The sequence below is a fragment of the Nocardia amamiensis NBRC 102102 genome (genome assembly GCF_001612745.1).
In the GTDB taxonomy this organism is placed as follows: domain Bacteria; phylum Actinomycetota; class Actinomycetes; order Mycobacteriales; family Mycobacteriaceae; genus Nocardia; species Nocardia amamiensis.
This window is the reverse complement of record NZ_BDBA01000054.1, coordinates 21403-28734: the sequence shown is the minus strand read 5'-3', so window position 1 is coordinate 28734 and position 7332 is coordinate 21403. Positions and strand designations below refer to the sequence as shown.

Genomic DNA, 7332 nt, shown 5'->3' with positions numbered 1-7332 from the left:
CGGCATGCCCGTTCATCGAATTGTCTTTTCAGCGCAAGCGATCCACGCTAGCAACGGTCTCGGTGGGCCGGTGCGCGGCAGGACGTGTGTTACTGCGGCAGCCGTGATCGGCCGGTCCAGTGGGGAGTCAGGCGCCCGGTCGAGGCCGAGAACCGGGACAACACCGGACGGTTGCTGCTGAGACTTGGTGTACCAAGCCACTCACCTGGAGAGCCGTCGCCGTGAAAATGATCGACATGCCGGCCAAGCCGAGCGAGCCGTGGTGCAATGAGTAATTTACGCAAGGAATCTCAGACTCGACCAGTACCGTGCAGGCCGTGTCCGACAGGTGCGGTAAAGATTCTCCGGAAAACTATTCGGCGAAATCGCAGAATGCGCTTCGACCGTGAGTGCCGACGGCTTCGAGCTTCGCGCCTCGTTCCGGCGACCGGCCGAGACACAGGTCATTCAGTGGACGGGCAATCCGGCCCCGCATCCCGTTCCGCGCGGTAGGCCGCGACCGCGGTCGGCAGCGTCGGGTACAGGTGCGCGTCGCCGATCTTCGCCGTCAACCCCGATGCGTCCAGGTTGTCGCGCAGATCCTGCTTGACGCGCGCCATCGCGAAGACGATCCCCCGTTCGGACAGTTCGGCCCGGAGTTGTTCGACCGCGTCCAGCGCGGTCAGGTCGACCTCCACGTTCGCCTCGGCGTTGAGCACGAACCACGACACCGGAGTTCCTCCGCGCTCGGTCCAGGAGTCCACCGCCGCAAGCGCCCGCCGACGGAAATCCTCCGCGTTGGCGAAGCACAGCGGGGCGTCATAGCGGTAGATCACCAGTCCTGGAACAGGTTTCGCGCTGGGATAGTCGTCGACGTCGTGCATTCCGGCCAGCCCGGGGACGAAGCCGAGTATCGCGTCGTGGGCGCGGGCGATCCTGCGCAGCAGATCGAAGATCGACAGTGCGATGGCGACGAGTACACCGTAGAGCACGCCGAGGCCCAGCACCGCGACGACCGTGCCGAGCGCCAGCGCCAGCTCGCTACGCCGGAATCGCGCGATACGCCGGAACTCCGGCAGGTTGATCAGCCGCAGCGCCGCGTAGATGACCAGCGCTCCCAGCGCCGCGGTCGGAAACGCCGCGAGGACGCCGCGGGCTCCGAGCAGCACCGTGAGCACACCGCCGAGCGTGACGAGCGAATACAGCTGGGTCCGAGCGCCCATGGCGTCGGCGATCGTGGTTCTGCTGGCCGAGCAGCTCACGGGGAATCCGTGCAGCAACCCGGCCGCCAGATTGCTCGCACCGAGGGCGGCGAATTCGGTGTTCGCTTCCACGCGATATCCGTGGCGGGCCGCGAACGCCCGGGCGGTCAAGACGTTGTCGGAGAAGCCCACCACCGCGATGCCGATTGCGGGGAGGATCAACGCCGCGACGTCGTTCAGGGCGACCGTGCTCAGGCCCGGCGCCGGAATCCCGGCGGGAATCGCGCCGACCGTCCGGATGCCCGAGCTGTCCAATGAGAAGACCGCCACCACCGCGGTCGCCAGCAATACCGCGATGAGTGGGCCCGGCGCCCGCGGAGCACGCCAAGCCAGCGCCAAGAGTCCCGTCAGCACCGCCGTCGCGAGCCAGACGGTGGGCCCATGCCATTGCTCCAGGTTTGCGAGGAAAGACCGCAGCTCCGCCAGGATCGATTCGCCTTCGACCGGTACCCCGGTGACCGATTCGAGCTGGCTCACGATCATGATCCCTGCGGTGCCCGCCAGGTACCCGACCAGGACCGGTTTCGACAGCAGATCCGCCAGCACGCCCAACCGGGCGGCCGCGCCGGCCAGGCACAGCGCGCCGACCAGCAGTGCGAGCACGGCCGCGAGTGCGGCGTATCGACTCGGGTCGCCCAGCGCGAGCGGAGCGAGCGCGACGGCGGTGAGCAGCGCGGTGGTCGACTCCGGTCCTACCGAGAGCTGTCGCGACGTCGCCAGCAGGGTGTAGACCGCCAGCGGGCCCAAAGCCGCCCACAACCCCGCCACCGGCGGCAGGCCAGCGACGGTCGCGTAGGCCATGACCTGCGGGACGAGGTACGCGGCCACGGTGACACCGGCGAGCAGGTCGGACCGCAGCCATGCCCGCTGGTAGCCCTCGAATTGCCGGAGGCCCGGGAGTGAACGTGCCAGCACTGTTCCAGCATCGCCTACGGGCGGCCGAGAAGGCGGCCGAACGCGGTCCGGGTCCGGCAATGGGCATCACGGGGACGGGGCGAAGGTCCCACGGCAAGCGTCGGTTGGGCTCTGTGCGCTCGCTTTCGCCCGCCGTAACGTCGAAATTCCTCCGGTTCCACAGCGCACTGCCTCCGCTCTCGCGGAAGCCGCCCCGTACGGACCGGTCATGGTCGCCCGCGAGGACTGACAGAAAGCGAATACACATGTCCGCCAGCAACAATCTTCCCGTCCTCGTCGGCGTCGACGGTTCGGCCACCGCGCTCGCCGCCGTGCGCTGGGCCGCTGCCTACGCCGCCAACCGTCGCGCGCCGCTGCACATCGTCTACGCGATCGGCGCCCCGATCGACTTCGGCCCCGGCATCGGGGTCCCCCAGTTCGACTACGACAGCTACCGGCAGGTGGGATGGGACGCGCTCGCCGCCGCTCGCGAATCCGCCGTGGCGACCGCCGCCCCGATCGGCGAGCTGGACATCACTACCGATCTGGTGGAGGCGCCACCGATTCCGGTACTGCGCGACCGATCCAAGACCGCGCGCCTGCTCGTCGTGGGCACCCACGGGCTCGGCGTCTTCAGCCGTAGCATCCTGGGCTCGGTCAGCACGGCACTGGCCCGGCACGCCGGATGCCCGGTCACGGTCGTCCCCGAGCAGGCCGATGGCTTCGACGGGCCGGTGGTCGTCGGCGTCGACGGCTCGCGATGCAGCGTCGACGCCATAGGGATCGCCTTCGACGAAGCAGCGCACCGCGACGCCGAACTGGTCGCGGTGCACGCCTGGTCGGAGTTCTTCCGCTTCACCTCCCGCGCCGAAATGGCGGAAGAGGCCGGGGAATTGCTCTCGCAGAGCCTGGCCGGGTACAGCGAGAGGTATCCGGAGGTGCGGGTGCGGCGCGTCGTGGTGGAAGATCGGCCTGCCAGGCGACTGCTCGAGGAGGGCGAGAACGCGCAACTGATCGTCGTCGGCAGCCACGGGCGTGGCGGTTTCGCCGGGATGACCCTCGGCTCGGTCGGCCAGGCCGTGCTGCACGCAGCGAAAGTACCGGTGATCATCGCCAGGCCGGCGACCTGATCACGCTTCTGGTCCGGCTGCCGAGCTCAGTGGCAGCCGGACCGTGTCCCCGGGCGCCAGTCGTGCGACCTGATCCCGGCAGGTGATCTCGATCGGCCCCGAAGCGCCGGGATCCGAACCGATCTCGACGCCGTGGCCACTGACGCGCACGGTGAGCCGGTGGCCGCGGTAGACCATCGGAAACGACAAGCGACCGAGCGATTCCGGCCAGTACGGGCAGAAGATCAGCCGATCACGGCGGACCTCCAACCCGGTGAAGCAGCGTTGCAGCAGGTCGATGCTGCCGGCCATCGCACCGAGGTGAATCCCCTCCGCGGTGGTGCCGCCCTGGATGTCGGCGACGTCGGACTCGAGCACGAGGTCGAAGAACTCCACGGCTCGATCGCGGTTGGCGCGGGCGAGCACCCATGCGTGCACCAGCGCGCTCAGCGTCGATCCGTGGGAGGTGCGGGCCAGGTAGTAGTCGATCGTGCGCGGGATCATCTCGCCTGGCAGCTCATACCCGAGATGCCCGAGCAGTTCTCGGAGTTCGTCGGCCGACAGCAGATAGAACAACATCAGCACGTCGGCCTGTTTGGCCGCGCGGTAGCGGTCGACGTTGTCGCCTTCGGCCTCGAGTATCCGGTCCAGCCGCTGGATGTTGCCGTACCGCCGCCGGTACCGCTCCCAATCCAATTCGGCCAGCTGCTCGTAGCCGTCGAACTGGCTGATGACGCCGTCGTGGAACGGAACGTACATGCGGCCGGCGACATCCCGCCAGTGCTCCGGCTCCGACGCGGGCACGGAGAGCGCCTCCAGCAATTCCGACCGTGCGCGCGGCGTCAGGAGAGCCAGGGCGTCCACCGCCCGCAGGATCACCCAGGCCGCCATGACATTGGTGTAGGCGTTGTTGTCGATGCCCGCGTAGGGCGCGTGCGGATAGCCGGAATGGAATTCGTCGGGGCCGATCACACCGTGGATGGCGTAACGGGCGCGCTCCGTGTCGTACCGTGCCAGGCTCGACCAGAAACGCGCGATCTCCACCAGCAGCTCGGCGCCGCATTCGATGAGGAACCCGAGGTCTCCGGTGACCTGGTAGTACTGCCAGACGTTGTAGGCGATCGCGATCCCGACATGATGCGCGCGCCTGCTCGGATCCGGGTTCCAGCGCCCCGACAGGGGATTCAGATGCAGGGCCGGACTTTCCTCGCGGCCGTCGCTGCCGGACTGCCACGGGAACATCGCTCCGGCGAGCCCGGCTTGCGCGGCCGCCCGGCGGGCCTCCGGAAGTCGACGGTAGCGGTATCGCAGCAGCGATCGGGTCAGCTCCGGAAAGCGCGGATTCAGCAGCGGGAGGACGAACAGTTCGTCCCAGAACACGTGGCCGCGGTATGCCTCGCCGTGGAGTCCGCGCGCGGGGACGCCCACATCGAGATCCGTGGTGTTCGGCGACAGCGTCTGCACCACGTGGAGCAGGTGCAGACGCACGATACGGGCCGCGTTTTCCCTGCCGTCGAGGTCGATCCGCAACCGCGCCCACAAACGCTCCCAAGCCACGGCGTGTCCATCGAACAGCTCCGCGTAGCCGCCCCCGGCATCCAGCCAGCGCGCGGCCTCCTCCTCCGGTCCCGCGCTCGCGTGATCGCGTCCGGTGAAGACGGTGACGACCTTCTCCAGGGTGATCGAGTCCCCGGCCGCGATGTCGGCGGTGAAGTCGTGCCCGATCAATCCGTCGCGATCGATCAATTCGCGTGTGGCGTCGAGAGATTCATCACCGCGGCGCAGCCTGCTGCGCGTCGCGACGGCCACCGGTATGCCCGAGTTGTCGGTTCGCACCGCGAGCAGTACCGAGTCATCGGGCAGCGGAACGGCACGCTCCGGCGCCAGGTGGGCATCCGCGAGGCCGCGATAGCGTTCCACCAGGCTATTACGCACGGAGCCGTCGATCACCGAGCGGATCGTCAGGCTTCCCGACCAGTTCTCGGCGGTGATCGTCGTCGACAGCGCGCCCAGGTGCGGCCGGTGCATGGCGGCGAACCGGCGCTGGTTCACCGCGGTGGTTCGTCCCGAGGAGTCACGAAAGCGGAACTCTCGCACGAGTTCGGCGCGGCGTAGATCGAATAACTGCCGGTAGGAAAGCAATTCGGCCGCATCGAGGTCGAACCAGTCACCGTGCTCGATCCGGAAGGTCACCGGCAGCCAGTTCGGTAGATTCACCAGGCTTTCATTGTCGACGACGTGACCGGCGATCCCGTCGTAGAGCCGGTTGTACACCCCGGACACATACGTGCCGGGATAGTGGACCGCCCCGGCCGCGCATTCGGGCGCCGCGCCGCGGGTCGCGAAGTAGCCGTTGCCGACCGTGCACAGCGCCTCGCGCAGCTTCTCCTGTGCCGGGTCGTAGTCGTCGAAGATCAGCGTCCACGACTCCGGCTCGGCGGCAACGGTTCCGGTGTGCGGGAGCCGCACCAGGCGATCGAGGACCTCGCGAACCTGGCGTGGTCCGGCGACCGCGAACCGGGCGGCGGTGTGCCGGTCGCCGGTCTCGTCGTGGCGCACCACGATGGCCAGACCATCGGCTTCGACGGCGTCGAAGGCGTCTTCGTCGGTCAGGTCGTCGCCGAGGTAGATCGGCAGCACCGTGGCGGTGAGATGCCCGATGATCCAGCGCAGCGCGGTGCCCTTGTCCCAGTCCACGTCCGGGCGCAATTCGGCGACCCGGCGACCGTGGGTCACACGCAAGCCAGCCGCACGCCTCGCCTCGTGCACCGCGGCGACGACTCGGCCGACGTCCTCGGCGGCTACGTTGCGGTAATGGACGGCGACCGCGAATCGCTTGTGCTCGACCAGGACTCCCGTGATGTCCCCCAGCCGCCGCCGCAGTTCGCCTGCGGCCCGGACGAGCGCCTCCTCGGCACCCGGCGCGGCGTCGTGCAGGTGGCGAGTGCCGTCCGGGGCCATCAGGTCGAAGCCGTGACTGCCCGCGTACCAGATTCCGCCGACACCGACCCGCTCACGCAGATCGGTCGGATCACGTCCACTGATGACCGCGACGGGGCATTGCGCGGCCAGTTCGGCCAGCGCGGCCGCCGCGCCGTCGACGGGTTTCGCGGCGGCCGGGTCGGCGACGATCTCGGCCAGGGTGCCATCGAAATCGAGCAGTACCGCGGCCTTCTGGGTCCCGAGCAGATCCGCGATGCGCGGCCAGCTTTCGACGACGTCCGGAAGCTCCGACATCCGCCGGAAGCCCCCGCGCAACGGTACCCCGACGAGGTCGTCGACCACGACGTCGGCGCCGTGCGCCAGCAACCGGTCGGCGTGCGCATGCCGGTCGACGCCGACGACCAGCGCGAAGCCGCCACGTCGACCGGCCGCCACGCCGGCCTCGGCGTCCTCGACCACAACCGTGCGGTCGGGTTCGGCGTCCAGCCTGCGCGCCGCCTCGAGCAGCATCGCCGGATCGGGCTTCCCCGGCAGGCTCAGCTCCTCGGCATCGATACCGTCTACCCGCACGGTGAACAGGTCGGTGACATCGGCGGCCGCGAGCACCTCCGCGCAGTGGCGGCTGGCGGAGAACACACCCGTGCGGATTCCCACGGCGTTCAACTGCCGAACCAGCGTGATGGTCGATTCGAACACCCGGACACCATCGCGCGAGATCCGGTCCAGGAACAGGCGATCCTTCCGATTGCCCAGCCCGCACACGGTCTCGGCGGTCTCCCGGTCGGAGACAGTGCCCCAAGGCAGGGCGATACCTCGCGCGGCAAGGAAATCCGCGACGCCCTGATATCGCGGCTTGCCGTCCACGTACCGCAGGTAGTCGGTTTCGGTGAACGGTGACCGGTCTTGTCCGGCGCCTGCGGGACGTCGGGTCAAGAAGTCGTCGAACAGTTCCGCCCAAGCGGCCGCGTGAATCGACGCGCTGTCGGTCACCACCCCGTCCATATCGAAGATCACCGCGTCGTGGTGGCGCGAATCGATTCGCGGCGCCGCCGGTGCACCGTTCTCCACGGTTCCAGCGTGAACGTGTCGATTCGCCGCGTCGAGGGGCAAAGGTCCGTAACAGCGGCCCGGCACGGGGTCCACTC

At 68.7% G+C, this 7332-nt stretch carries 3 protein-coding genes; 1 reads left to right on the top strand and 2 read right to left on the bottom strand.

Going from position 1 to position 7332, the window contains the following annotated elements; genetic code table 11:
• Window positions 1–443 precede the first annotated feature (443 nt).
• Complete coding sequence (locus tag NA4_RS12975) at window positions 444–2156, bottom strand: SulP family inorganic anion transporter (protein WP_067469237.1); 1713 nt, start codon at window positions 2154–2156, stop codon at window positions 444–446.
• Between the two features lie 245 nt (window positions 2157–2401).
• On the opposite strand from NA4_RS12975, the gene NA4_RS12970 reads away from it, so the two are divergent.
• Window positions 2402–3265, top strand: a complete 864-nt coding sequence (locus NA4_RS12970; RefSeq protein ID WP_067469235.1) for a universal stress protein — start codon at window positions 2402–2404, stop codon at window positions 3263–3265.
• Here the strand turns inward: NA4_RS12970 and otsB are convergent, their stop codons facing one another.
• Complete coding sequence (otsB, locus tag NA4_RS12965; protein ID WP_281180009.1) at window positions 3266–7255, bottom strand: trehalose-phosphatase; 3990 nt, start codon at window positions 7253–7255, stop codon at window positions 3266–3268.
• Between the last annotated feature and the right edge of the window lie 77 nt (window positions 7256–7332).

What these genes read in the sequence shown, in the direction of transcription:
- NA4_RS12970 (WP_067469235.1), top strand. Translation starts at nt 2,402, where the DNA reads ATGTCCGCCAGCAACAATCTTCCCGTCCTCGTCGGCGTCGACGGTTCG.